Raw genomic sequence first — 21874 nt, 5'->3', positions numbered from 1 at the left:
GTGGTCAGGGTCAAGGTGAACGACCGGATCGTGGAAGTACCCCCGGGGACCAGCGTCATGGACGCGGTCTTCCATGCGGGGTATGACGTGCCCCTTTTCTGCTCGGAAAAGCACCTCTCCCCCATCGGGGCCTGCCGCATGTGCCTGGTGCGCATTGGCCTCCCCAAGCGGGGCCCGGATGGGAAGCCCGTGCTGAACGAACAGGGTGAGCCCGAGATCGCCTGGCAGCCCAAGCTGGCGGCCAGTTGCGTCACCGCCGTAGCGGACGGCATGGTGGTGGACACCCTCTCGGAAGTGGTGCGGGAGGCCCAGGCGGGGATGGTGGAGTTCACCCTCCTCAACCACCCCCTGGACTGCCCCACCTGCGACAAGGGCGGGGCCTGTGAGCTTCAAGACCGCACGGTGGAGTACGGGCTTTACGAAAAGTACTACCAAAAGGAGCCCTTGGCCCCCCCCGTCTACACCCGCTTTGAGTTCACCCGCCGCCACGTGGACAAGCACCATCCCCTTTCCCCCTTCGTGGTCTTGGACCGGGAGCGGTGCATCCACTGCAAGCGCTGCGTGCGCTACTTTGAGGAGGTCCCCGGGGACGAGGTCCTGGACTTCATCGAGCGGGGAGGGCACACCTTCATCGGCACCATGGACTTCGGGCTTCCCTCGGGGTTTTCCGGGAACATCACCGACATCTGCCCGGTGGGAGCCCTTCTGGACCTCACCGCCCGCTTCCGGGCCCGCAACTGGGAGATGGAGGAAACCCCCACCACCTGCGCCCTCTGTCCGGTGGGGTGCGGCATCACCGCGGACACCCGTAGCGGCAAACTTTTGAGGATCCGGGGCCGGGAAGTCCCCGAGGTGAACGAGATCTGGCTTTGCGACGCGGGCCGCTTCGGGCATGAGTGGGCGGACCAGGAACGCCTCACCACCCCCCTGGTGCGCAAGAACGGGAAGCTCCAGCAGGCCACCTGGGAGGAGGCTTTCGCCGCCATCCGTGAGGGCCTTGCCAGCGCCCGGAAGGAGGAGGTGGGGATTTACCTGGCTCACGACGCCACCCTCGAGGAGGGCCTCATGGCGGCAGAGCTGGCCCGGGTGCTAGGCACCCCCCACCTGGACTTCCAGGGCCGCACCGCCGCCCCAGCGAGCCTCTACACACCCGCCACCCTTGAGGACCTCCTTAGGGCCGACTTCGCCCTGGTCCTGGGGGATCCCACGGAGGAGGTCCCCATCCTGCACCTTCGCCTCAGCGAGTTCGTGCGGGACCTCAAGCCCGCCCCCAGGTTCGCCCACGGCACCCCCTTCGCCGACCTCTCCATCAAGGAACGGATGCCGCGGCGCGCCGACAAGATGGCCCTCTTCGCCCCCTACCGCGCCCCCTTGATGAGGTGGGCCAGCCTCGCAGAAGTCCACGCCCCCGGGGAGGAGCGGGAGATCCTCCTGGCCCTTCTTGGGGAGAAGGAGGGAGGGGAAGTGGTGGCAAAGGCCAAGGAAGCCTGGGAGAAAGCCCAAAACCCCATCCTCATCCTGGGGGCCGGGGTCCTGCAGGACGCGGTGGCGGCGGAAAGGGCAAGGCTCCTGGCCGAGCGGAAGGGAGCCAAGGTCTTGGCCATGACCCCGGCGGCGAATGCCCGGGGCCTCGAGGCCATGGGGGTCTGGCCCGGGGAGAAAGGGGCAGCCTGGGACGAACCCGGAAGCCCCTACGCCTACTACGGCTACGTGCCCCCGGAAGGGGCCCTAAAGGGCAAGCGCTTCCTGGTCATGCACCTAAGCCACCTCCACCCCCTGGCGGAGCGGTATGCGGATGTGGTCCTCCCCGCCCCCACCTTCTACGAGAAGCGGGGACAGGTGGTGAACCTGGAGGGGCGGGTCCTTCCCCTAAACCCCGCCCCCATAGAAAACGGCGAGGCGGAAGGAGCCTTGCAGGCCCTGGCCCTTCTGGCCGAGGCCCTGGGGGTGCGGCCGCCCTTTAGGCTTAGCCTCGAGGCGGAAAAAGCCCTCAAGGGCAAGGTACCCCCTCCTTTGGGCCTCCTTTCCCATCGCACCAAGGAACTCCGGCCCAAGGCCCAGGAGGGAAGGCTCTACCTTAGGCCCACCATGTGGAGGGCCTGGCAGCTTACGGGCAAGGTGGCCCAGACCGTCCGCCCCGAGCTTTGGGTCCACCCGGAAACCGCCAAGGCCGAGGCTCTCTTGGAGGGAGCCCGGGTGGAGGTGGAAGGCCCCTTGGGCCCGGTCCTGGCCCAGGTGGTCCACCGGGAAGACCTGCCCAAGGGCTTCCTCTACCTCTCCGCCCTCGGTCCCTTTGCGGGCAGAAGGATGGAGGCCAAGGTGTTGGTTCCCACGGGAGGTGAGGCATGAACCCCTATCCCTTGGATCCCTACTGGATGGTGGCCTTGAAGGCCCTTCTGGTGGTGGTAGGCCTCCTCACCGCCTTCGCCTTCATGACCCTGATTGAGCGCCGCCTCCTCGCCCGCTTCCAGATCCGCCTGGGGCCGAATAGGGTAGGCCCTTTGGGCCTCTTCCAGCCCATTGCCGACGCCATCAAGAGCATCTTCAAGGAGGACCTGGTGGTGGAGCGGGCGGACAAGGTGCTCTTTGTCCTGGCTCCCTTGATCGGCGTGGTCTTCGCCCTCCTGGCCTTCGGGGCCATCCCCTTCGGCCCCCCGGGGAGCTTCTTCGGCTACCAGCCCTGGGTCTTGAACCTGGACCTGGGCCTCCTCTACCTCTTCGCCGTGAGCGAGATGGCCATCTACGGCATCTTCCTGGCGGGCTGGGCCTCCGGGAGCAAGTACAGCCTCCTGGGCTCCCTGCGCTCCTCGGCAAGCCTCATCTCCTACGAGCTGGGGCTGGGTATGGCCCTCCTCTCCCCCGTCCTTCTGGTGGGGAGCTTGAACCTGAACGACCTCGTGAACTGGCAGAAGGAACACGGCTGGCTCATCCTTTACGCCTTCCCCGCCTTCCTCCTTTACGCCATCGCCGCCCTGGCGGAGGCCGCCCGCACCCCCTTTGACCTGCCCGAGGCGGAGCAGGAGCTGGTCGGGGGGTACCACACCGAGTACAGCTCCATCAAGTGGGCCCTATTCCAGATGACCGAGTACATCCACTTCATCACCGCCAGCGCCCTCATCCCCACCCTTTTCCTGGGGGGCTGGACCATGCCCTTCCTGGAGGTTCCCTACCTCTGGATGTTCCTCAAGATCGCCTTCTTCCTCTTCCTCTTCATCTGGATCCGGGCCACCTGGTTCCGGTTGCGCTACGACCAGCTTTTGCGCTTCGGCTGGGGCTTCCTCTTCCCGGTGGCCCTGGTCTGGTTCCTGGTGACCGCCCTGGTGGTGGCCTTAGACCTTCCCCGCTCCTACCTCCTCTACCTCTCCTTGGCCGCCTTCTTGGCCCTCCTGGGAGCGATGATGTATAGCCCCAAACCCGCCCGAAAAGGAGGTGGCGCATGACCCTAAAGGCCCTGGCCCAAAGCCTCGGCATCACCCTCAAGTACCTCTTCTCCAAGCCGGTGACCATCCCCTACCCCGATGCCCCCGTGGCCCTCAAGCCCCGCTTCCACGGCCGGCACGTGCTCACCCGCCACCCCAACGGCCTGGAAAAGTGCATCGGCTGCTCCTTGTGCGCAGCCGCCTGCCCCGCCTACGCCATCTACGTGGAGCCCGCGGAAAACGACCCGGAGAACCCGGTTTCAGCGGGAGAGCGCTACGCCAAGGTCTACGAGATCAACATGCTCCGGTGCATCTTCTGCGGGCTTTGCGAGGAGGCCTGCCCTACCGGGGCTATCGTCCTGGGTTACGACTTCGAGATGGCCGACTACGAGTACTCCGACCTCATCTACGGCAAGGAGGACATGCTGGTGGACGTGGTGGGCACGAAGCCCCAGCGCCGCGAGGCCAAGATCACCGGCAAGCCCGTGAAACCCGGCTACGTGGTGCCCTACGTCCGCCCGGAGCTGGAGGGGTTTAAAGCCCCCACAAAAGGAGGCAAAAAATGACCCCCTGGGAAGCCTTGGCCCTCCTGCTCCTCCTTTTCACCGGGGTCCTGGTGGTCACCCTGAAAAACGCCATCCACGCCGCCTTGGCCCTCATCGGGAACTTCCTGATCCTGGCTGGGATCTACGTGGCCCTCGAGGCCCGCTTCCTGGGCTTCATCCAGATCATCGTGTACGCCGGGGCCATCGTGGTCCTCTTCCTCTTCGTGATCATGCTCCTCTACGCCGCCCAGGGCGAGGTGGGCTTTGACCCCCTGGTGCGAAGCCGCCCCCTGGCCGCCCTCCTGGCCCTGGGGGCAGCTTTGGTCCTCCTCTCGGGGCTTTGGGGAGTGAACCTCGCCTTTGCCAAGGACCTTAAGGGTGGCCTGCCCCAGGCCCTGGGACCTCTTCTTTACGGGGACTGGCTCTTTGTGCTGTTGGCGGTGGGCTTCCTCCTCATGGCGGCCACGGTGGTGGCGGTGGCTCTGGTGCAACCCACCCGCCCCCTGGACGCCCTAAGCCCTGAGGAGCGCAAGGAGGAAAAGGAGGTGGTGCGGTGAGCTACCTGTACGCCTCCGCCCTCCTCTTCGCCCTGGGGGTCTACGGGGTTTTGACCCGCAGGACCGCCATCCTGGTCTTTCTCTCCATCGAGCTTATGCTGAACGCCGCCAACCTCTCCCTGGTGGGCTTTGCCCGGGCCTTTGGCCTGGAAGGCCAGGTGGCCGCCCTCATGGTCATCGCCATCGCCGCCGCCGAGGTGGCGGTGGGCCTCGGCCTCATCGTGGCCATCTTCCGCCACCGGGAGAGCACCGCGGTGGACGATCTCTCGGAGCTTAGGGGGTAAGCATGTGGCTTCTTCTGACCATTCTCCTGCCCCTTTTGGGCTTCGCCCTTCTAGGGCTTTTCGGAAAGCGGATGCGAGAACCCCTACCCGGGGTCATCGCCTCCCTGTTGGTCTTGGCTTCCTTCCTACTGGGGACAGGCCTTCTCCTTGCAGGGGGAGCCCGGTTTGAGGCGGAGTGGCTACCGGGAATCCCCTTCAGTCTCCTATTGGACAACCTCTCTGGCTTCATGCTCCTCATCGTCACCGGGGTGGGCTTCCTCATCCACGTCTACGCCATCGGCTACATGGCCGGGGATGCGGGCTATAGCCGCTTTTTCGCCTATTTCAACTTCTTTATCGCCATGATGCTCACCCTGGTCCTGGCCGACAGTTATCCGGTGATGTTCATCGGCTGGGAGGGGGTGGGCCTGGCCAGCTTCCTCCTCATCGGCTTCTGGTACAAGAACGCCCAGTACGCCGACTCCGCCCGCAAGGCCTTCATCGTGAACCGGATCGGCGACCTGGGCTTCATGCTGGGCATGGCCATCCTCTGGGCCCTTTACGGGACCCTTTCCATCAGCGAGCTGAAGGAGGCCCTGGAAGGCCCCTTGAAGAACCCGAGCCTCCTGGCCCTGGCGGGCCTTCTCCTCTTCCTGGGGGCCGTGGGCAAAAGCGCCCAGGTGCCCCTCATGGTCTGGCTCCCCGACGCCATGGCCGGCCCCACCCCGGTTTCCGCCTTGATCCACGCGGCCACCATGGTGACCGCCGGGGTTTACCTCATCGCCCGTAGCTCCTTCCTCTACGCTAACCTGCCCGATGTTTCCTACACCATCGCCGTCATCGGCCTCATCACCGCCCTTTATGGGGCCCTTTCCGCCTTCGGCCAAAACGACATCAAGAAAATCGTGGCCTACTCCACCATCAGCCAGCTGGGCTACATGTTCCTGGCGGCAGGGGTGGGGGCCTACTGGGTGGCGCTTTTCCACGTCTTCACCCACGCCTTCTTCAAGGCCCTCCTCTTCCTGGCCTCGGGAAGCGTGATCCACGCCCTGGGCGGGGAGCAGGATGTGCGGAAGATGGGCGGCCTCTGGAAGCACCTGCCCCTAACCCGCTGGCACGGGCTCATCGGGGCCCTGGCCCTGGGGGGCCTTCCCCTTCTTTCCGGCTTCTGGTCCAAGGACGCCATCCTCACCGCCACCCTCACCTACCCCTTCGGCGGTACGGGCTTCTACCTGGGGGCGCTTTTCGTGGCGGTTCTCACCGCCATGTACGCCATGCGCTGGTTTGTCCTGGTCTTTCTAGGGGAGGAACGGGGCCACCACCATCCCCACGAGGCCCCTCCCGTGATGCTTTGGCCCAACCACCTCCTGGCCCTGGGCTCGGTGCTGGCCGGGTACCTGGCCCTGCCCCATCCCCTGCCCAATCCCCTCGAGCCCTTCCTCAAGCCCACCCTGGCGGAGTTGGAAGCCCACCACCTCTCCCTGGGAGCGGAATGGGGCCTCATCGCCCTCTCGGGTGCGGTGGCCCTCCTTGGGCTCTGGCTGGGCTACACCTTCTTCCAGAGAAAGGCCTTCCCCCCCTGGTACCTCACCTTTGAGGCCTGGAGCCGGGAAAGCTTCTTCGCCGACCGGGTGTACAACGCCCTCATCGTCAACCCCTTGAAGGCCTTAGCGGAAGCCCTCTTCTATGGGGACGGCAGCCTCCTTCGCGGCTACTTTGGCCTGGGCGGGACGGTGCGGACCCTGGGACAGGGTATCGCCCGCCTGCAGACCGGCTATCTAAGGGTCTACGCCCTGCTTTTCGTGCTGGGCGTTCTGGTGTTGCTGGGGGTGATGCGGTGGTAGTCTTGGCGATCCTCCTACCCATCCTCTTCGGCCTTCTCCTCCTCCTGGGCCTTCCCCGCGCCCTGGGGGTCTTGGGAGCGGGCCTGAGTTTGCTCTTGAACCTCTACCTCTTTCTCACCCACCCGGGCGGGGTGGCCCACGGGGTCCAGGCTCCCCTCCTTCCCGGGGCCGGGGTCTACTGGGCCTTCGGTTTGGATGGCCTTTCCGCCCTCTTCTTCCTCACCATCGGTCTCAGCGTCCTCCTGGGGGCCTTGGTGGCCAAGGTGGAGGGGCGGTTCTTGGGGCTTGCCCTTCTCATGTCCGGCCTCCTCCTGGGGCTTTTCGCCGCCCGGGACCTTCTGGTCTTCTACCTCTTCTTCGAAGCGGCCTTAATCCCAGCCCTCCTCATGCTCTTCTTCTACGGGGGCGAGGGAAGGATCCGGGCCATCTACACCCTCCTCCTCTTCACCCTGGCGGGCTCCTTGCCCATGCTGGCCGCCATTCTGGCGGTGAAGGCGTTAGGGGGTAGCCCCACCTTCCTCCTCGAGGACCTCCTGGCCCACCCGGTGGGGGGAAATGCCGCCTTCTGGGTGTTTCTGGGCTTCGCCCTGGCCTTCGCCGTCAAGACCCCTCTTTTCCCCGTGCACGCCTGGCTTCCCCTCTTCCACCAGGAAAACCATCCCTCGGGGCTCGCCGACGCCCTGGGCACCCTGTACAAGGTGGGGGTCTTTGCCTTCTTCCGCTTCGCCATCCCCCTCGCCCCTGAGGGGTTTGCGGAGCTTCAGGGGCTTCTCCTCTTCCTGGCGGCCATAAGCGCCCTCTACGGGGCCTGGGTAGCCTTCTCCGCCAAGGACTTCAAAACCCTCCTGGCCTACGCCGGGGTTTCCCACATGGGGGTGGCCGCCTTGGGCGTTTTCTCCGGTACCCCGGAAGGCGCCCTAGGAGGGCTCTACCTCCTAGCGGCCAGCGGGGTGTACACGGGTGGGCTCTTCCTTCTGGCGGGGCGGCTTTACGAGCGGCTTCACACCCTGGAGATCGGCCGTTTCCGGGGCTTGGCCGAAAGCGCCCCCGGCCTGAGCGCCCTGGCCCTCTTCCTCTTCCTGGCCATGGTGGGACTTCCCGGGCTTTCCGGCTTCCCCGGGGAGCTTATGACCCTCCTTGGGGCCTACAAGGCCAGCCCCTGGCTCACCGCCCTCGCCTTCCTCTCGGTGATCGCCGGGGCCGCCTATGCCCTCACCGCCTTCCAGAAGGTCTTCTGGGAGGGGGGTCAAAGGGGAACGGAGGACCTTAAGGGGGCGGAATGGCCTTTCGCCTTCCTGGCGGTGGCCGCTTTGGTCCTCATGGGGGTCTTCCCCGGGTTCTTCGTAAAGGGCCTTGAGCCCCTGGCGGAGGCCTTTGCCAAGATCCTCGGAGGTGGCGCATGATCCTTCTGGTGCTGAGCTCCTTTGCCGTAGCCCTCACCCTTTTGGGCTTCTTCGTTTCCGTGCCCCTCTTCAAGCGCCTCACCATCCTGGGGCTCTCCCTGGCCCTGCTCTCCCTCCTTTTCACCTGGGGGAAACCCTTTGCCTTTGGCCCGTACCAGGTGGACGGCATCTCCCAGGTCTTCACCCTGCTCGCCCTTCTGGGAGCCCTTTGGACCGTGGGGCTGGTGCGCACCCGGCGGTTTGAGTTCTACCTCCTGGTCCTCTACGCCGCCTTGGGCATGCACCTCCTCGCCTCCACCAAAAACCTCATCCTGATGCTGGTGGCCCTCGAGGCCCTCTCCCTGCCCCTCTATGCCCTGGCTACCTGGCGACGGGGAGAAGGCCTGGAAGCCGCCTTGAAGTACTTCCTTCTGGGGGCCCTGGCGGCCGCTTTCTTCCTCTACGGCACCGCCCTCCACTACGGGGCCACGGGAAGCCTCCTGGCGGGCACCCCTGGCGAAGGTCCCCTTTACGCCTTGGCCCTGGGCCTCCTCATGGTGGGGCTTGGCTTCAAGGTAGCCCTGGCCCCCTTCCACTTTTGGACCCCGGACGTCTACCAAGGTAGCCCCACCCCGGTGGTGCTCTTCATGGCCACGGGGGTGAAGGCAGCCGCCTTCGCCGCCCTCCTGCGGGTGGTATCCCCTGGGGCGCCTGAGGCCCTCTCCCTGCTCATCGCCCTCTCGGTCCTGATCGGAAACCTCGCCGCCCTCGCACAAAAGGAGGCCAAAAGGCTTCTCGCCTACTCCTCCATCGCCCACGCGGGGTACATGGCCTTGGCCCTTTACACGGGGAACCTGCAGGCCCTGGGCTTCTACCTCCTCACCTACGTGCTGGCCACGGGCCTGGCCTTTGCGGTGCTTTCGGAAGTTTCCCCAGACCGGGTGCCCCTGGACCACCTCAAGGGCCTCTTCCACCGCGACCCCCTCCTGGGCCTCGCCCTCTTCGTGGCCGCCCTCTCCCTCCTGGGCCTTCCCCCCTTGGGGGGCTTCTGGGGCAAGTACTTGGTCTTCACCGAGGCCGCCCGGGTAGGCCAGTGGGGGCTCCTTGTCCTGGCCCTCCTCACCAGCGTGGTGAGCGCCTACTACTACCTGGCCTTGGGGCTTTCCGTGTTCCAGAAGGGCGAAGCGGTGGCCGCTCCCCGGCCCCTGGCCCGGGGCATCGCCCTGCTGGCGGCCCTGGCTCTCCTTTTCCTGGGCTTCCTCCCCGGCATCGTCCTCCCCGCCCTAGCCCAGGGCGGTTAGGCCCGGCGGAACCCCCAAGGGGGGCCTCGAGGCCCCCCTTGTCTTCACGCTTCCCTGGGCCTAAAGTGAAAGCAAACCATGGAGGATCCTCTGGCCCACCTGCCCCAGGAGCTCCTGCGGAAAGACCCCCTGGCCTACGTGGCCCAGGGGGCCCAGGCCCTTTCCAAGGAGCTCAAGGGGGCCTGGCTCCTGGGGGTGGTGAGCGGCTTTCTCTGGCCCGAAGCTCCGCCCCCCAAAGACTTTGCCGCCTTTTTTCGCCGCCTGGATGGCGCTTGGCGTGAAGCCGAAGCCTATTTCCTGGAAACGGGTTGGGACTTTCCCGTGCTGGTGAGCGAGTGGGCCAGGAACGCTCTGGAACCCCTCAGCCACCGCAAGGCAGCCCCTTCCCACCCCCAGCTCCTCCCTGCCTACCTGAGGGGCCATCTCCTGGGAAGCACCCTGCGGCGACGTCTGGGCTAACCCTCACTCCAGGGGCACCTGGAACCGCACCACCCGCCAACGCCAGCCCTGCCGCTCCAGGACCAGGCCCGAACGGGGGTCGGCCTCATGGTAAACAAAGGCGCGGGATAGGCCCAGGAAGCGAAGCTTCCAGTGGCGCACCTCCTCCAGCGGGGCCTGGCCGGGCTCCTTTCCGGTGCCGAGGCTGGCTAGGCCCTCCGGGGTGAGCAGAGCATCCACCAAAGCGTTCACCATACCCCCGGCCAACAGCAGGCCAAGAGCCGCGAAAGCGTCCTTCTGCTTTTGCATCTCTCGCATCAAGCTGGCCTGGAGGTCCACCTTCAGCGCCTCCCGCACCCGGGGGAAGTCCACATACTGCTCCAGGGCCTGAACATCCTGGCGCTCCACGGCGTCCACCAAACCTCTTAACGCAAAAAAGGGGGAAAGCAGGAGATAACCCCCCACCCCCAAAACCACAACCCCCCCCGAGGAACCAGCGCCTCATGGGCGTAGCATAAAGGAGGCCCTACTGCCCAGCCACCGCCTCGCGCAGGCCCCGGAGGCCCATCCATCCTGTTAGGGCTTCAGAGGATCCTTTTACCCAGGAGGCTTAAGGCCAACCCCACCATCATCTCTGCCGTGCGGTTGCGCTCGTCCAAAATGGGATTCACCTCCACCAGGTCCAGGCTTTGCACCCGGCCCGAATGGGCCAGGATTTCCATGAGGAGGTGCGCCTCCCGGTAGGAAAGGCCCCCGGGCACGGGGGTCCCCACCCCGGGAGCCAGGGCGGGGTCCAGGACGTCGGCGTCCAAGGAAACGTGGAGGGGCAGGCCGGCAAGCCTTTCCAGAACCTCCTCGGCGATGCGGGCTACCCCCAGGCGGTCCACCTCGTGCATGGTGTAAACGGTAACCCCCATTTCCCGAAGGAGCCGCTTCTCCCCTGGGTCCAGGCTCCGCACCCCCACCAGGACCACCCTCTTGGGGTCCACCGCCTGGAAGACCTCGGTGAGGCGGGGATGCCCAAGCCCGCAGAGCACCGCCAGGGGCATACCGTGGATGTTTCCACTGGGGCTGGTCTCGGGGGTGTTGAAATCCGCATGGGCATCCACCCAGACCACCCCCAAGGGCTCCTTGGCCACCCCGCTCACCGAACCCATGCTCAGGGAATGGTCCCCGCCCAGCACGATGGGAAATACTCCCTCCGGCAAGGAGCGGAGCCGCTCCTTGAGCTCGAGGGCCGCCTGGCGGATCTCCTCCAAGTAGTTTTCCCTGCCCAAGCGCAAGCCCTTTCGCCTGAGGGTTTCCGCCACGGGTACCCGCACGTCCCCCAGGTCCTCCACCGCCAAGCCCAGGGCCTCGAGCTCCTCCGCCAGCCGGGCATAGCGCAGGGCGGAAGGCCCCATGTCCACCCCACGCCGGCCTGCACCTAAGTCCATGGGCACACCCAGGATGGCCACCCGCTCCATGGGGGGCATGCTAGCAGAAAACCCCATGCACCGCTTGGGAACTTTATGCCGACCCCCTAGGAGGAAGAGGCCTTTGGCGCTATACTTAAAAGGATGGAACACCGCGAGGTGGCAAGCATCAACCTGGCCCGCCTCTTGCGGGAAGGAGGTACGGCCCGCGCCGCAGGCGTGGTGCGGGAAGCATTTTGGGTGGGCGAGGAACGCTTCCCCCTGGCGGGGGAGGCTTCCTGGAAGGTGGCCGTTTCCTCGGTGGGCGGCAACGAGTACTGGCTTTCGGGCGAGGTGGAGGGCGTGGTCCTCATGGAGTGCCGCCGCTGCCTCAAGCCCACCCCCACCCCCATCCACGCCCACTTCCAGCACCTCCTCCGCTACCAGCAAGGCCTAGAAGAGGTGGTCTTCCACGAGGAGAAAGAGGAGGAGTACTACGCCTTTGGCGAGCCCGACCTGGACCTTCTTCCCTTCCTCACCGAGGCCTTCGTGACGGAGATGCCCTACACCGTCCTCTGCGAGGAAGGGTGCAAGGGCCTCTGCCCGGTCTGCGGGGCGGACCGCAACCTGGTGGACTGCGGCCACGAGCCGGAGGTCCACCACCCCCTCCTGGGCCTTAAGGACCTCCTTCCCGAACTTTAGCGGGTCTGCTATACTACCAGGGGTTTAGCGGGGGCCAAGCCCCCCTGGAGGACTGGAGATGGCCAAGCACCCTGTACCCAAGAAGAAGACCTCTAAGGCGCGGCGCGATGCCCGCAGGAGCCACCATGCCCTGACCTCCCCGACCCTGGTTCCCTGCCCCGAGTGCAAGGCGATGAAGCCTCCGCACACCGTCTGTCCGGAGTGCGGCTACTACGACGGGCGCAAGGTTCTAGAAGTCTAGACCGGGTCAACATAAGGGGCCCCGGAACCTGGGGCCTCAACTTTTTTCGCTGCCAGTGGGTATAGTGGTGCCCATGACGGGAGGTCAGGTATGAGCGGCATCCTGGCCCTGGGGGCTTACGCCCCCGAGAGGGTCATGAAGAACGAGGAATTCGAGGCCTATCTGGACACCTCCGACGAGTGGATCGTGACCCGTACGGGCATCCGGGAACGACGCATCGCCGCCGAGGACGAGTACACCTCGGACCTGGCTTTCAAGGCGGTGGAGGACCTCCTCAGGCGGCACCCGGGGGCCTTAGAAGGGGTAGACGGGGTCATCGTGGCCACCAACACCCCAGATGCCCTCTTCCCCGCCACCGCCGCCCTGGTCCAGGCCCGCTTCGGCCTCCAGGGCTTTGCCTACGACCTGTTGGCGGGTTGCCCGGGCTGGCTTTACGCCCTGGCCCAGGCCCACGCCATGGTGGAGGCGGGCCTGGCCCGAAAGGTCGTGGTGGTGGGAGCCGAGGCCCTTTCCAAGATCGTGGACTGGAACGACCGGGCCACCGCGGTCCTCTTCGGGGACGCCGGGGGAGCGGCGGTGGTGGGAAGGGTGCGGGAAGGCTTCGGCTTCCGCTCCTTCGTGCTGGGGGCAGACGGCAACGGGGCCAAGGAGCTCTACCACGCCTGCGTGGCCCCCAGGCTTCCCGACGGAACCCCCATGCGCAACCGCCTCTACATGAACGGGCGGGAGGTCTTCAAGTTCGCCGTGCGGGTGATGAACACCGCCACCCTCGAGGCCATAGAAAAGGCCGGCCTCACCCCTGAGGAGATCAAGGTCTTTGTGCCCCACCAGGCGAACCTCCGGATCATCGACGCCGCCCGGGAGCGCCTGGGCCTTCCCTGGGAGCGGGTGGTGGTGAACGTGGACCGCTACGGCAACACCTCCACCGCCTCCATCCCTCTGGCCCTCAAGGAAGCCGTGGACGAGGGCCGCATCCGGGAAGGGGACCACATGCTTCTGGTGTCCTTCGGGGCTGGGCTCACCTGGGCAGCTGCCGTAATCACCTGGGGGGGAGCTTGATGTACGCCGCCCTTTTCCCGGGACAGGGCTCCCAGCGAGTGGGGATGGGAAAGGCCCTCTACGAGGCCTTTTCCGCCGCCAAAGAGGCGCTGGACCGGGCCGAGGCTACCCTGCCCGGCCTCCTTAAGCTCATGTGGGAAGGACCCGAGGAAACCCTCACCCTCACGGAAAACCAGCAACCCGCTCTCCTGGCGGTGGGCTATGCCGCCTACCGGGCCTTTCGGGCGGAAGGGGGAGCCGAACCCTCCCTGGCCGCCGGACACTCCCTGGGGGAATGGACGGCCCACGTGGCCGCAGGCACCCTAGAGCTGGAAGACGCCCTCCGCTTGGTGCGCCTGAGGGGCCGGTACATGCAGGAGGCCGTGCCCCCCGGGGAAGGGGCCATGGCCGCGGTCCTCAAGCTTACCCTGGAAGCTATCCAAGAAGCCTTGGAGGGGTTAGAGGGGGTGGAGATCGCCAACCTGAATAGCCCCGAGCAGACGGTGATCTCCGGCAAGAAGGAGGCGGTGGAGCAGGCGGCGGAAAGGCTGAAGGCAAGGCGAGCCCGCATCGTCTTCCTACCCGTTTCCGCCCCTTTCCACTCCTCCCTCATGGCCCCGGCCCGGGAGCGCTTGGCCCAGGACCTGGCCCGGGTGGCGCTCAGAAGGCCCCGCTTCCCCGTTTACGCCAACGTGACCGCTAGGCCCGAGGAGGACCCTGAGAGGATCCGCGAGCTCCTTCTCCTGCAGATCACCGCCCCCGTGCGCTGGGTGGAGATCCTCTTGGACATGGAAAGGCGGGGCCTAAGGCGCTTCCTGGAGTTCGGAAGCGGGGAGGTGCTCAAAGGCCTCGTGGCCCGCACCTTAAAGGAAGCCCAGGCCCTTTCCGTGGGGGACCCGGAAGGGGTAAGGAAGGCGTTGGAGGTGGAGGATGCGTAAGGCACTGGTGACGGGGGCCAGCCGGGGCATCGGCCGGGCCATCGCCCTGAGGCTGGCCAAAGAAGGCTACGCCCTGGTGATCCACTACGGCCAGAACCGGGAGAAGGCGGAAGAGGTGGCGGAGGAGGCCAGGAGGCTCGGAAGCCCCCTGGTGGGGGTTTTGGGGGCCAACCTCCTGGAGGCGGAAGCCGCCACGGGTCTGGTCCACGGGGCAGCGGAGATCCTGGGGGGCCTGGACACCCTGGTGAACAACGCCGGCATCACCCGGGACACCCTCCTCATCCGCATGAAGGACGAGGACTGGGAAGCCGTGCTGGAAGCCAACCTCTCCGCGGTCTTCCGCACCACCCGCGAGGCCATCAAGCTCATGATGAAGGCCCGCTTCGGGCGCATCGTGAACATCACCAGCGTGGTGGGCATTCTGGGCAACCCTGGCCAGGCCAACTACGTGGCCTCCAAGGCGGGGCTTATCGGCTTCACCCGGGCGGTGGCCAAGGAGTACGCCGCCCGAGGGATCACGGTGAACGCCGTGGCCCCCGGGTTTATCGAAACGGAGATGACGGAAAAGCTTCCGCCCGAGGTGCGGGAGGCCTACCTGAAAAGCATCCCCGCAGGCCGCTTCGGCCGGCCGGAGGACGTGGCCGAGGCGGTGGCCTTTTTGGTCTCCGAGGCCGCGGGCTACATCACCGGCCAGACCCTGTGCGTGGACGGGGGGCTTACCCCCCATTGAAGGAGCCGGGCCCTGGGCTATACCCCGTGGTAAAATCCCCAAGGGAGGTTTTCATGACGGAGCAGGAAATCTTTGAAAAGGTCAAAGCGGTTATTGCGGACAAGCTCTCGGTGGAACCCGAGAAGATCACCCTCGAGGCCCGGTTCATCGAGGACCTGGGGGCGGACAGCCTGGACACCGTGGAGCTCATCATGGGTCTCGAGGACGAGTTCGGCCTGGAGATCTCCGACGAGGAGGCCGAAAAGATCCGCACCGTGAAGGATGCGGTGGCCTACATCCAGGCCAAGCGGGGCTAAGCCCAAGGCCATGCTTGGAAAAACGGGGCGCCTTTGGCGCTTCGTTTCCCGTTTTTCAGAGGTGAGCAGGGTATACTACCCCCATGCGACGCGTGGTGGTTACCGGCCTAGGACCCTTAACCCCCATCGGCGTGGGGGCGGAAGCTTACCATAAGGCCCAGCTGGCTGGAAAAAGCGGGGTACGCCCCATCACCCGCTTTGAGGCCTCGGCCCTGCCGGTGCGCATCGCCGCCGAGGTGGACGTCAATCCCGAGGAGTTCATGGACAAAAAGGAGCTTAGGCGCCTGGACCGCTTTGTCCAGTACGCCCTGATCGCCGCCGAGCTGGCCCTGAAGGATGCGGGGCTGGAGCCCAGCGCCCTGGATCCCGAGCGGGTGGGCACCCTGGTGGGCACGGGCATCGGGGGCATGGAAACCTGGGAGGCCCAAAGCAAGGTCTTCCTGGAGCGGGGCCCGAACCGGATAAGCCCCTTCTTCATCCCCATGATGATCGCCAACATGGCCTCGGCCCACATCGCCATGCGCTACGGCTTCATGGGACCCAGTTCCACCGCGGTCACCGCCTGCGCCACGGGGTCGGATGCCATCGGAAACGCCCTCCGCATGATCCAGCTGGGGGAAGCCGACGTCGTCCTCGCCGGGGGCACGGAGGCCGCCATCACCCCCATGGCCATCGGGGCCTTCGCGGTGATGCGGGCCCTTTCCACCCGGAACGAGGAGCCCACCAAGGCCAGCCGCCCCTTCACCCTAAGCCGGGATGGCTTCGTGATGGGGGAAGGAGCTGGGGTCTTGGTGCTGGAGGAGTACGAGCACGCCAGGAGGCGGGGCGCCAGGATCTACGCCGAGCTGGTGGGCTTTGGCCGGAGCGCCGACGCCCACCACATCACCGAGCCCCACCCCGAGGGCAAAGGTGCCGCCTTAGCCATGCGCCGCGCCCTTTTGGACGCCAGAGTGAACCCCGAGGAAGTGGGCTACATCAACGCCCACGGCACCTCCACCCCCGCGGGGGACCGGGCGGAGGTCCTGGCCATCAAGGAGGTCTTCGGGGAGCACGCCAAGAGGCTTATGGTCTCCAGCACCAAGAGCATGACCGGCCACCTCCTGGGGGCCGCGGGCGGCATTGAGGCCATCGCCACGGTCCAAGCCCTCTACCACGGGGTCATCCCCCCCACCATCAACCTGGAGGACCCCGACCCCGAGCTGGACCTGGACTTCGTGCCCGAGCCCCGGGAGGCCAGGGTGGCCTACGCCCTCTCCAACTCCTTCGCCTTCGGCGGCCAGAACGCCGTGCTCCTCTTCAAACGGATCTAGGGGATGCTCTACTCCAGGGAAAGGCTTCTAGATCTGGAGGCGGAAAGACTGGCGCCCTATGCCCAGAAGGCCCGGGACACCCGGGGGCGGAAATACCCGGAACCCGAGTCCCCCTACCGCACCCCCTTCCAAAAGGACCGGGACCGCATCCTGCACACCACCGCCTTCCGCCGCCTGGAGTACAAGACCCAGGTCTTCCCCAACTGGGCTGGGGATTACTACCGCACCCGCCTTACCCATACCCTCGAGGTGGTCCAGGTGGCCCGGTCCATCGCCCGCGTCTTGGGCCTCAACGAGGACCTCACCGAGGCCATCGCCCTCTCCCACGACTTGGGCCACCCTCCCTTCGGCCACACGGGGGAGAAGGTCCTGAACGAGCTGATGCAAGGCCACGGGGGGTTTGAGCACAACGCCCAGGCCCTTAGGATCCTCACCCAGCTGGAGGTACGCTACCCCGGTTTTAAGGGTTTGAACCTCACCCACGAGGTCCTGGAGGGAATCGCCACCCACGAGGCCGCCTACGCCCCCGGCTTCAAGCCGGCGTACGAGGGCAGGGGCACCCTCGAGGCCCAGGTGGTGGACCTTTCCGACGCCATCGCCTATGCGGCCCACGACCTGGACGACGGGCTCCGCAGCGGCCTCCTTCGCCCCCAAGAGCTCACCGGGGTGCCCTTCCTGGCGGAGCTAGCCCGGGAAGAAGGCCTGGACCTCATGGAGCTAACCGAGCTTTCCCGCCGGATCCTGGTGCGCCAGCTTCTGGGCTTTTTCATCACCGCCTCCATAGAGGCCACCCACCAAAGGGTGGAAGGGGCCGGGGTGAGGAGCCCGGAGGAGGTGCGCCGGCATCCTGAACGCCTGGCCGCCCTCACCCCTGAGGCCGAGCGGGCTCACCGGGAACTCAAGGCCTTTCTCATGGAGCGCTTTTACCGCCACCCCGAGGTCCTGAGGGAGAGGCGCAAGGCGGAAATCGTTCTGGAGAATCTTTTCTACACCTACACTCGGTACCCTGAGATCCTGCCCCAGGAGGTCCAGGCCCGCATCCCCGAGGAGGGGCTGGAGCGGGCCGTGTGCGACTACATCGCCGGGATGACGGACCGGTACGCCCTCGAGGCCTACCGGAAGCTCTTTCCCTAAAGGCCCCAGGGGCTAAAATGGGTAGGTGAAAACCCTGAACTGGAATACCCTTTTTGGCGAACGGGCCAGGCGCATCCAGGCCTCCACCATCCGCGAGCTCTTAAAGCTCACCCAGCGGCCTGGCATCCTGAGCTTCGCGGGAGGGCTTCCCGCCCCCGAGCTCTTCCCCAAGGAGGAGGCGGCGGCCAAGGCGGCCGAGATCCTAAGGCAAAAGGGCGAGGTGGCCCTGCAGTACGGGCCCACGGAGGGCTACTTCCCCTTAAGAGCCTGGGTGGCAGAGTGGCTTGGGGTGAGCCCGGAGGAGGTCCTCATCACCACGGGAAGCCAGCAGGCCCTGGACCTTCTGGGGAAGGTCTTTTTGGACGAGGGAAGCCCGGTGCTCCTGGAAGCCCCCAGCTACATGGGGGCCATCCAGGCCTTCCGGGCCTATGGCCCCCGTTTCCTCACGGTGCCGGCCGGGGAAGAGGGGCCAGACCTCAAGGCCCTGGAGGAAGCCCTAGACCAGGAGCACCCCCGCTTCCTCTACCTCATCCCCTCCTTCCAGAATCCCTCCGGGGGGCTCATGCCCCTGGAAGCCCGCAGGCGCCTTCTGGAAATGGCCATGGAACGGGGGTTGGTGGTGGTGGAGGACGACGCCTATCGGGAGCTCTACTTTGGGGAAAGCCGCCTGCCAAGCCTCTTTGAACTGGCCCGGGAGGCGGGCTATCCCGGGGTCATTTACCTGAGCAGCTTCTCCAAGGTGCTGGCCCCGGGTCTCCGGGTGGCCTTCGTGATGGCCCAGCCCGAGGTGATCCTCAAGCTCACCCAGGCCAAGCAAGGAGTGGACCTGCACACCCCGGTCCTCAACCAGATCCTGGTGCACGAGCTGGTGAAGGAGGGCTTCCCGGAACGCCTGGAAAGGATCCGTACCACCTACAAGGCCAAGGCCCAGGCCATGCTGGAGGCCCTGGACCGGGAGATGCCCAAGGAGGTGGCCTATACCCGGCCCAAGGGAGGGATGTTCGTCTGGATGACCCTTCCCGAGGGGCTTTCCGCCGAGGCCCTTTTCCGGCAGGCCCTCGAGGAGAACGTGGCCTTCGTGCCCGGAGGCCCCTTCTTCGCGGGCGGGGGCGGGGAGAACACCTTGAGGCTCTCCTACGCCACCATGGACCGGGAAAGGATCCAAGAAGGAATCAGGCGGCTTGGAAAGGCGGTGAAGGGACTGCTGGCCACCGTCTGAGGGGAAAGGACCCAGCAGGGGCCATGCCCCTTAGGTACCTGCCGCCCCCCTGGCCTCCTCCCGCTCGAGGCCTTCGGGCCACCTTCCCCCCAAAGCCTCCCAGGCCTGGACCATATCCCCAGGCACCGGGGCCAGAAACTCCAGGATGCGCCCGGTGCGAGGATGGGGAAGGCGAAGCTCATAGGCATGGAGGGCCTGCCGCGGGATGTGGGGGCTTTCCCGGCCGTAAACCCCATCCCCCAGGATGGGTGCCTTCAAATGCTTCAGGTGGACGCGAATCTGGTGGGTGCGCCCCGTATGGGGCCGGGCCTCCACCAGGGCGTAGGGTCCGGCGGTGGCCAGGATCCGGAACTCGGTTTCCGCATAGCGGGGCGCAATCCCCCCGATGTGCATCCGGTGCCGCTCCACAGGATGCCGGCCGATGGGAGCGATCAGGGTACCCTCCTGAGGGTGGCCTTCGGTGATGGCCAGGTAGCGCTTCATCACCAGCCTGTCGCGGAAGGCCCTGGCCAGGGTCTCGAGGGCCCCTCCATGCTTGGCCACCACCAGGACCCCGCTGGTGTCCTTGTCCAGGCGGTGCACGATGCCGGGACGCACCTCCTCGGGCCGCTCGGCCTCCTGGAGAGGGAAGTACCGCCCCAACAGAGCGTTAACCACGGTGCCCGTGTATACCCCGGGAGCCGGATGGGTAAGAAGCCCCGCAGGCTTGTTGAGGACCAGGAGGTCCTCGTCCTCGTAGAGCACCGGGATGGCCAGGTCCTGAGGGGCGACGAAGGGCCTTTCTTCCAGGGGAACCACCAGCACCTCTTCCCCCTTAAGGCGATAGGAGGGCTTTTCCACCACCTTTTCCCCCACCTGGACCCGGCCCTGGGCGATCCACTCCTGGGCCCGGCTGCGGCTTACCCCGCAGGCCTCGGCCACCGCCTGGTCCAGGCGCACCCCCTCCGTGCGAAAGCGCACCACGCTCTCCATGATACGAGCCCCGGCGCGGCCCTCGCCACGCCGGGGTTCTGCGGCGGGCTACATGAACCGCTTCCGCCGTTTGTAGGCCTTTACCTCCTTGAAGCTCTTGCGCCCACCCCCTTTGGCCACCCCCAGGTAGAACTCCTGCACGTCGGGGTTTTCCAGAAGGTAGTCCCGGTCCCCCTCTAGGACGATCCGCCCGGTCTCCATGATGTAGCCGTAGTGGGCGATGGAAAGGGCCACCCTGGCGTTCTGCTCCACCACCAGAACCGTGACCCCCTCCTCGGCGTTCACCCGGGCCACGATGTCAAAGATCTCCCGCACCAAAAGGGGAGCCAGGCCCAAGGAGGGCTCGTCCAGGAGGAGGAGCCGGGGCTTGGCCAGGAGGGCCCGGCCGATGGCGATCATCTGCTGCTCTCCCCCCGAGCAGTACCCGGCCAGGCGGTGCCGGAGCTCGAACAGGCGGGGGAAGTAGTGGTAGATGCGCTCCAGATCCTCCTTAAGATGGCTGTCCTTACGGGTCAAGGTGCCCACCCGTAGGTTTTCCTCCACCGTGAGGTGCTTGAAAACCCGCCGGCCTTCCAGCACCTGGACGATGCCCATCCTCACGATCTCCTCGGGGGGGCGATTATGGATGGGCTTCCCCTGGTAGAGGATCTCCCCCCTCACCACCTCCCCGTCCTCGGGGATCAAGAGGCCGGAGATGGCCCTTAAGGTGGTGGTCTTCCCGGCCCCGTTCGGGCCCAAGAGGGCGGTGATGCGCCCCTCGGGGACCTTCAGGGAAACCCCGCGCAGGACCTGGATGATGTCGTGGTAGACCACCTCGATGTTGTTGACCAAAAGGAGGATGGGGCCTAAGTCTTCGGGGCGCGTGGGGTTCAGGCTCATGGCGTAGAAGAAGGCCCGGGGGCAAGCCCCGGGCCAGAAGGCTTACTTCCCGTAGTGCACCTTGCGGAAGAGGGCCGAGGTGAAGGGCTCGGTCACGGGGATGAAGCGGCCCCCCTTGGCCTCGAGGATCCGCAAGCCCTCCGCCCCCGTGTGCTCGCTCTTGGTGAAGTCGATCTCAATGCCCTGCTTGGTAGAAACGGCAAAGCCGGGCTTAAAGGCGTTGGGACCGTTCATGCCGATGAGGGCCTGGTACACGGTCTCCCCCGTGATCCGCTTGAACCGCTCCTGGGCCCGGCGCATGGCCTCCACCGCAATGGCGGTGGCCAGCATGCCGTTGGTGTAGTTCACGCTCTCCACGATGGCCTGCGGCCGCCCGTACTTCTGCCCAAGCTCCTTCTGCAAGCGGATACCCGGGGCGTCCTCGTGGAACATGTAGAAGCTGGTGGCCCACAAGAAGCCCTCCGCCGCGTCCCCTGCCAGGTTGATGAGGTCTGGCCCCCCGGTGTAGTGGGCCCCCAGTTGCTTCATCTTCTTGTCCAGCCCCAGGCGCTTGGCGTCCTTCAGGATGTTGGCCACGGGGCCAGCCACGTTCTGGTGAACAATGTACTCCACCCCCGCCGCCTCAAAGCGCTTCAGGAGGGCGGTGTTGTCCAGGTTGCCCGCCCCCACCTCTTGAACATCCACAATCTGGAGCCCCAGCTGGGCTGCCGCCTTCCGAGCATCGGCCACCGGGGCCCGGCCGAAGGGAGAGGGATGCACCACCAAGGCCACCTTAGCCCCCTTCTTCTGCTTGGCGATGTACTCCAAAAGGGCCACCACCTGCTCGGAGTAGGTGGAGGTGGGAATGAAGAAGTAGTCGTTGTTGGGGGGGTCGATGAGTTCCACGTGCATGGAAGCGGGGATCGTGGGTACCTTCACCTCCTGGATCAGGGACTTGAGTTGCAGGTTGGCCCCGGTGGCGTAGGAAAGGAACACGGGGATCTTGAAGCGGTCCAAAGCCTCCTCAAAGAAGCGCTGGGTGTTGGCGTTGTTGTACTGGTCGTCCCGCACCAGACAGTTCAGGACCACCCCGGGGATCAGCTTCTTCTCGTTGGCGTACTTGCAGTAATCCTCCACCGCGGCCCCGTAAGGAGCCCCCGCATCCGAGGTGGGGCCGGTGATGGCCCCCGACCACAGGATGGTCACCTGCTGCTGGCCCAAGGCCAGCCCCGCTGTCGCCAGTAGACTGAACCAGAGTTTTCGCATCTGCCTCACCTCCCATTGCCAACCCCA

23 protein-coding genes are annotated in these 21874 nt (G+C 65.9%); 18 read left to right on the top strand and 5 right to left on the bottom strand.

Annotated features, from left to right (window positions below; translation table 11 throughout):
* The 9 genes from nuoG to C2847_RS03300 all read left to right on the top strand — a co-directional run bounded on the left by nuoG (window position 1) and on the right by C2847_RS03300 (window position 9770).
* Window positions 1–2349, top strand: coding sequence for an NADH-quinone oxidoreductase subunit NuoG (gene nuoG, locus C2847_RS03340; protein WP_105317078.1), 2349 nt, complete (start codon window positions 1–3; stop codon window positions 2347–2349).
* Window positions 2346–3440 (top strand): NADH-quinone oxidoreductase subunit NuoH, encoded by a 1095-nt coding sequence (gene nuoH, locus C2847_RS03335; protein WP_105317066.1) that lies wholly within the window; start codon window positions 2346–2348, stop codon window positions 3438–3440. Before nuoG ends, nuoH begins: the two co-directional genes overlap by 4 nt.
* Window positions 3437–3985, top strand: a complete 549-nt coding sequence (gene nuoI / locus C2847_RS03330; RefSeq protein WP_105317065.1) for an NADH-quinone oxidoreductase subunit NuoI — start codon at window positions 3437–3439, stop codon at window positions 3983–3985. The genes nuoH and nuoI overlap by 4 nt, the downstream gene beginning before the upstream one ends.
* Window positions 3982–4521 carry an NADH-quinone oxidoreductase subunit J family protein gene (locus C2847_RS03325; RefSeq protein WP_105317064.1) on the top strand — a complete coding sequence of 180 codons (540 nt, stop codon included), beginning with the start codon at window positions 3982–3984 and terminating at the stop codon, window positions 4519–4521. The genes nuoI and C2847_RS03325 overlap by 4 nt, the downstream gene beginning before the upstream one ends.
* Complete coding sequence (gene nuoK / locus C2847_RS03320; RefSeq protein WP_105317063.1) at window positions 4518–4805, top strand: NADH-quinone oxidoreductase subunit NuoK; 288 nt, start codon at window positions 4518–4520, stop codon at window positions 4803–4805. The genes C2847_RS03325 and nuoK overlap by 4 nt, the downstream gene beginning before the upstream one ends.
* Window positions 4806–4807: 2 nt before the next feature.
* Entirely contained in the window at window positions 4808–6628 is a 1821-nt protein-coding gene (nuoL, locus tag C2847_RS03315) for an NADH-quinone oxidoreductase subunit L (RefSeq protein ID WP_105317062.1), read from the top strand.
* Window positions 6622–8031, top strand: coding sequence for a complex I subunit 4 family protein (locus tag C2847_RS03310; protein WP_105317061.1), 1410 nt, complete (start codon window positions 6622–6624; stop codon window positions 8029–8031). The genes nuoL and C2847_RS03310 overlap by 7 nt, the downstream gene beginning before the upstream one ends.
* Window positions 8028–9311 carry an NADH-quinone oxidoreductase subunit N gene (locus tag C2847_RS03305; protein ID WP_105317060.1) on the top strand — a complete coding sequence of 428 codons (1284 nt, stop codon included), beginning with the start codon at window positions 8028–8030 and terminating at the stop codon, window positions 9309–9311. The genes C2847_RS03310 and C2847_RS03305 overlap by 4 nt, the downstream gene beginning before the upstream one ends.
* 78 nt (window positions 9312–9389) lie before the next feature.
* Window positions 9390–9770 (top strand): hypothetical protein, encoded by a 381-nt coding sequence (locus C2847_RS03300; RefSeq protein ID WP_105317059.1) that lies wholly within the window; start codon window positions 9390–9392, stop codon window positions 9768–9770.
* A gap of 3 nt (window positions 9771–9773) precedes the next feature.
* Here the strand turns inward: C2847_RS03300 and C2847_RS03295 are convergent, their stop codons facing one another.
* Window positions 9774–10214 carry a DUF2939 domain-containing protein gene (locus tag C2847_RS03295; RefSeq protein ID WP_279627865.1) on the bottom strand — a complete coding sequence of 147 codons (441 nt, stop codon included), beginning with the start codon at window positions 10212–10214 and terminating at the stop codon, window positions 9774–9776.
* A gap of 119 nt (window positions 10215–10333) precedes the next feature.
* Entirely contained in the window at window positions 10334–11224 is an 891-nt protein-coding gene (rocF, locus tag C2847_RS03290; RefSeq protein ID WP_208619927.1) for an arginase, read from the bottom strand.
* Between the two features lie 84 nt (window positions 11225–11308).
* On the opposite strand from rocF, the gene C2847_RS03285 reads away from it, so the two are divergent.
* The 9 genes from C2847_RS03285 to lysN all read left to right on the top strand — a co-directional run bounded on the left by C2847_RS03285 (window position 11309) and on the right by lysN (window position 18751).
* Entirely contained in the window at window positions 11309–11845 is a 537-nt protein-coding gene (locus C2847_RS03285) for a DUF177 domain-containing protein (protein WP_105317057.1), read from the top strand.
* Between the two features lie 58 nt (window positions 11846–11903).
* Window positions 11904–12086, top strand: a complete 183-nt coding sequence (gene rpmF, locus C2847_RS03280) for a 50S ribosomal protein L32 (RefSeq protein ID WP_105317056.1) — start codon at window positions 11904–11906, stop codon at window positions 12084–12086.
* 90 nt (window positions 12087–12176) lie between these two features.
* The gene (locus C2847_RS03275; RefSeq protein WP_105317055.1) at window positions 12177–13145 is read left to right on the top strand and encodes a beta-ketoacyl-ACP synthase III; all 969 of its coding nucleotides are present in this window, start codon (window positions 12177–12179) and stop codon (window positions 13143–13145) included.
* Window positions 13145–14062, top strand: coding sequence for an ACP S-malonyltransferase (fabD, locus tag C2847_RS03270; RefSeq protein ID WP_105317054.1), 918 nt, complete (start codon window positions 13145–13147; stop codon window positions 14060–14062). Before C2847_RS03275 ends, fabD begins: the two co-directional genes overlap by 1 nt.
* Window positions 14055–14792, top strand: coding sequence for a 3-oxoacyl-[acyl-carrier-protein] reductase (fabG, locus tag C2847_RS03265; protein ID WP_105317053.1), 738 nt, complete (start codon window positions 14055–14057; stop codon window positions 14790–14792). The genes fabD and fabG overlap by 8 nt, the downstream gene beginning before the upstream one ends.
* A 53-nt stretch (window positions 14793–14845) precedes the next feature.
* A complete protein-coding gene (gene acpP / locus C2847_RS03260) occupies window positions 14846–15088 on the top strand; it encodes an acyl carrier protein (RefSeq protein WP_105317052.1) in 243 nt (80 codons plus the stop codon).
* 83 nt (window positions 15089–15171) lie between these two features.
* Window positions 15172–16398, top strand: a complete 1227-nt coding sequence (fabF, locus tag C2847_RS03255) for a beta-ketoacyl-ACP synthase II (RefSeq protein WP_105317051.1) — start codon at window positions 15172–15174, stop codon at window positions 16396–16398.
* 3 nt (window positions 16399–16401) lie between these two features.
* The gene (locus C2847_RS03250; RefSeq protein WP_105317050.1) at window positions 16402–17532 is read left to right on the top strand and encodes a deoxyguanosinetriphosphate triphosphohydrolase; all 1131 of its coding nucleotides are present in this window, start codon (window positions 16402–16404) and stop codon (window positions 17530–17532) included.
* A 25-nt stretch (window positions 17533–17557) separates the two neighbouring features.
* Window positions 17558–18751, top strand: coding sequence for a 2-aminoadipate transaminase (gene lysN / locus C2847_RS03245; protein WP_105317049.1), 1194 nt, complete (start codon window positions 17558–17560; stop codon window positions 18749–18751).
* A gap of 30 nt (window positions 18752–18781) precedes the next feature.
* Here the strand turns inward: lysN and C2847_RS03240 are convergent, their stop codons facing one another.
* Genes C2847_RS03240 through C2847_RS03230 form a run of 3 tightly spaced genes read right to left on the bottom strand, consistent with a single transcriptional unit; the run spans window position 18782 to window position 21847 of the window.
* Window positions 18782–19723 (bottom strand): RluA family pseudouridine synthase, encoded by a 942-nt coding sequence (locus C2847_RS03240; RefSeq protein WP_164835624.1) that lies wholly within the window; start codon window positions 19721–19723, stop codon window positions 18782–18784.
* 48 nt (window positions 19724–19771) lie between these two features.
* Entirely contained in the window at window positions 19772–20602 is an 831-nt protein-coding gene (locus tag C2847_RS03235) for an ABC transporter ATP-binding protein (RefSeq protein WP_105317048.1), read from the bottom strand.
* A 42-nt stretch (window positions 20603–20644) separates the two neighbouring features.
* On the bottom strand, window positions 20645–21847 hold the full coding sequence (locus C2847_RS03230) for an ABC transporter substrate-binding protein (RefSeq protein ID WP_105317047.1): 1203 nt from the start codon (window positions 21845–21847) through the stop codon (window positions 20645–20647).
* Window positions 21848–21874: the final 27 nt, after the last annotated feature.

This window comes from Thermus tenuipuniceus (genome assembly GCF_002964845.1).
Classification (GTDB): domain Bacteria; phylum Deinococcota; class Deinococci; order Deinococcales; family Thermaceae; genus Thermus; species Thermus tenuipuniceus.
The sequence above is the reverse complement of the archived record's forward strand: the minus strand, read 5'-3'. Positions and strand labels throughout refer to the sequence as shown.

Bases quoted from the DNA above. Each gene is read 5' to 3' on its own strand.
- C2847_RS03230 (WP_105317047.1), bottom strand. From the start codon at position 21,847: ATGCGAAAACTCTGGTTCAGTCTACTGGCGACAGCGGGGCTGGCCTTG.
- rpmF (WP_105317056.1), top strand. From the start codon at position 11,904: ATGGCCAAGCACCCTGTACCCAAGAAGAAGACCTCTAAGGCGCGGCGC.
- rocF (WP_208619927.1), bottom strand. From the start codon at position 11,224: ATGCCCCCCATGGAGCGGGTGGCCATCCTGGGTGTGCCCATGGACTTA.
- C2847_RS03250 (WP_105317050.1), top strand. From the start codon at position 16,402: ATGCTCTACTCCAGGGAAAGGCTTCTAGATCTGGAGGCGGAAAGACTG.
- acpP (WP_105317052.1), top strand. From the start codon at position 14,846: ATGACGGAGCAGGAAATCTTTGAAAAGGTCAAAGCGGTTATTGCGGAC.
- C2847_RS03275 (WP_105317055.1), top strand. From the start codon at position 12,177: ATGAGCGGCATCCTGGCCCTGGGGGCTTACGCCCCCGAGAGGGTCATG.
- nuoH (WP_105317066.1), top strand. From the start codon at position 2,346: ATGAACCCCTATCCCTTGGATCCCTACTGGATGGTGGCCTTGAAGGCC.
- C2847_RS03325 (WP_105317064.1), top strand. From the start codon at position 3,982: ATGACCCCCTGGGAAGCCTTGGCCCTCCTGCTCCTCCTTTTCACCGGG.
- C2847_RS03305 (WP_105317060.1), top strand. From the start codon at position 8,028: ATGATCCTTCTGGTGCTGAGCTCCTTTGCCGTAGCCCTCACCCTTTTG.
- nuoL (WP_105317062.1), top strand. From the start codon at position 4,808: ATGTGGCTTCTTCTGACCATTCTCCTGCCCCTTTTGGGCTTCGCCCTT.
- C2847_RS03285 (WP_105317057.1), top strand. From the start codon at position 11,309: ATGGAACACCGCGAGGTGGCAAGCATCAACCTGGCCCGCCTCTTGCGG.
- C2847_RS03235 (WP_105317048.1), bottom strand. From the start codon at position 20,602: ATGAGCCTGAACCCCACGCGCCCCGAAGACTTAGGCCCCATCCTCCTT.
- fabF (WP_105317051.1), top strand. From the start codon at position 15,172: ATGCGACGCGTGGTGGTTACCGGCCTAGGACCCTTAACCCCCATCGGC.
- nuoI (WP_105317065.1), top strand. From the start codon at position 3,437: ATGACCCTAAAGGCCCTGGCCCAAAGCCTCGGCATCACCCTCAAGTAC.
- C2847_RS03240 (WP_164835624.1), bottom strand. From the start codon at position 19,723: ATGGAGAGCGTGGTGCGCTTTCGCACGGAGGGGGTGCGCCTGGACCAG.
- C2847_RS03300 (WP_105317059.1), top strand. From the start codon at position 9,390: ATGGAGGATCCTCTGGCCCACCTGCCCCAGGAGCTCCTGCGGAAAGAC.
- fabD (WP_105317054.1), top strand. From the start codon at position 13,145: ATGTACGCCGCCCTTTTCCCGGGACAGGGCTCCCAGCGAGTGGGGATG.
- fabG (WP_105317053.1), top strand. From the start codon at position 14,055: ATGCGTAAGGCACTGGTGACGGGGGCCAGCCGGGGCATCGGCCGGGCC.